This is a genomic window from Mesorhizobium sp. M2A.F.Ca.ET.067.02.1.1 (assembly GCF_004023285.1).
Lineage (GTDB): Bacteria > Pseudomonadota > Alphaproteobacteria > Rhizobiales > Rhizobiaceae > Mesorhizobium.
Map to the genome: position 1 here is coordinate 1 of NZ_RZSB01000947.1, position 2,009 is coordinate 2,009.

Below are 2,009 nucleotides of genomic sequence, written 5' to 3' on the forward strand. Positions count from 1 at the left end.
CTTCAAGAAACCCTATGTGGCGCTGATCGACGGCATCGTCATGGGCGGCGGCGTCGGCATCTCCTTTCACGGCTCGCATCGCGTGCTGACCGAAAACGCGCAGTTCGCCATGCCCGAGGTCGGCATCGGCTTCTTCCCCGATGTCGGCGGCAGCCATCTGCTGCCGGATCTCGGCGGCGCGTTCGGCATGTATCTGGGGCTGACCGGAAACCGCATCCGCTATGGCGACGCGCTATGGTCGGGGCTCGCCACCCACACCATCAAGGCCGGGGACCAGGCGGGCCTGCTCGACGAGCTGGCCACGAGCGGCGACGCCAATGCCGAGCTGCGCGATTTCTTCGTGCCCGCCAAACGCGAGACCGAGCGGCAGGACCTGGAAGCGATCGCGCGCCATTTCTCGCAGAGCTCGCTCGCCGGCATCATCGACAGTCTGGAGCGGGCAGGGGCTGACGATGCTTTTGCCGCAAAGACGCTGGCGACGCTTAAGACCCGCTCGCCGACCAGCCTCAACGTCGCCTGGCGCCAGATCAGCGCGGGATCGACGCTGTCGATGGACGAATGCATGAAGATGGAATTCCGCATCCTCAACCGCATGCTTGCCGGCCACGATTTCTATGAAGGCATCCGCGCCGCCATCATCAACAAGGGGTCGACGCCCCAGTGGCGGCCAGCGAGCCTGGACGAGGTCAGTGCCGCCGACATCGACGCCTATTTCGCGCCGCTCGGAGACAAGGAACTCGCCCTGTGAGCGAGGTCACCTCCAGGCGTGTCGTGCTGCAGCCCTCGACCACCGAGGTCATCTTCGCCTGGTTCCAGCGTGTGATCGCCGGCTATTGCCTTCTGTTCGGCATCCTCTACTGGATCCGCCTGATCGGCATCTATCCCGGCGAATTGTGGCGCTTCGACCTGATGCCGGTGCATTGGCAGGTGGCGGCGACGACGCTTGCCGTCTTTTTCCCCTTCGCCGCGGCGGGGCTTTGGATGCTGGCGTCCTGGGGGCCGGTGATCTGGTTCATCTGCGCGGTGACCGAGACGGTGATGTATGCCGGCTTCCCCGATCTCTTTGGCCACCGCCTGCTGATCGTGATCTCGCACGCATGCGTAGCCTTGCTCTACATCGTCTTCCGGGTCACCATCTGGCTGCAGAAGCGCCAGCTCCGCCAATAAGCCGAGGGCTGGTTTTCCGGGCCGATTTCGCGGCGCGTTTTCTACCCGGAACCGTTGGCTAAATCTTTAGGTTAATTGTTCTTGCTCGGGTGACCGATCGTTAAGCGTCTTCCGAAACCTCTTACCGGTAAGCTCTTGTTAGCCCTGGCGTTTAAGTCGAATTTTATGAGTATTCGATAGTGTCGGGATCAAGGTGAAAAACAAAAAATCACCAAGGCGACAAACGAGAGGCAAAGACAATGATCAATTCGCGTCCGGCGGCGAAGACCGCAAACGTATCTGACGATCGCCGCGAGGCTATCCGTTCGCTGTACATGGAATCGCTGCAGCTGGTGGAGCGTCTGCACCGCCGTCTGCTTGACGTGATCAAGGACGAGTTCGACCGCAACGGCCGTTCCGACATCAACGCCATCCAGGCGCTGCTGCTCTTCAACATCGGCAATTCGGAGCTGACCGCCGGCGAGCTGCGTTCGCGCGGTTACTATCTCGGCTCGAACGTCTCCTACAATCTGAAGAAGCTGGTCGACCTCGGCTTCATCAACCACCAGCGCTCACGCATCGACCGCCGCTCGGTCCGCGTCTCGCTGACGCCGAAGGGCAACGAGGTGGCCGACGTCGTCGCGGGCCTCTACGAGCGCCATGTCGGCTCGATCGAAGCGGTCGGCGGCATCAACACCGACGAGTTCAAGCAGATGAACCGCGCCCTGCAGCGGCTCGACCGCTTCTGGAACGATACGATCGCTTACCGGATGTAGGCGTTCGAAGAACATCGAAGCCGCGCCGAAGAAGCGCGGCCTAGGGGAAAGAACATGGGGCCGGTGCCGAACGCGCCGGTCCTTTCT

Annotated in this window: 3 protein-coding genes; all 3 read left to right on the forward strand. The window is 61.9% G+C overall.

Going from position 1 to position 2,009, the window contains the following annotated elements:
• Positions 1-748 (forward strand): 3-hydroxyisobutyryl-CoA hydrolase (locus EOA28_RS34075; RefSeq protein WP_128315761.1); only part of this gene is annotated, 748 nt, incomplete at its 5' end.
• A complete protein-coding gene (locus EOA28_RS34080) occupies positions 745-1,167 on the forward strand; it encodes a DUF6163 family protein (protein ID WP_127252413.1) in 423 nt (140 codons plus the stop codon). The genes EOA28_RS34075 and EOA28_RS34080, both read left to right, overlap by 4 nt.
• 239 nt (positions 1,168-1,406) lie before the next feature.
• Positions 1,407-1,922 (forward strand): MarR family winged helix-turn-helix transcriptional regulator, encoded by a 516-nt coding sequence (locus EOA28_RS34085; RefSeq protein WP_040983294.1) that lies wholly within the window; start codon positions 1,407-1,409, stop codon positions 1,920-1,922.
• Positions 1,923-2,009 lie beyond the last annotated feature (87 nt).

What these genes read in the sequence shown, in the direction of transcription:
- EOA28_RS34085 (WP_040983294.1), top strand. Translation starts at nt 1,407, where the DNA reads ATGATCAATTCGCGTCCGGCGGCGAAGACCGCAAACGTATCTGACGAT.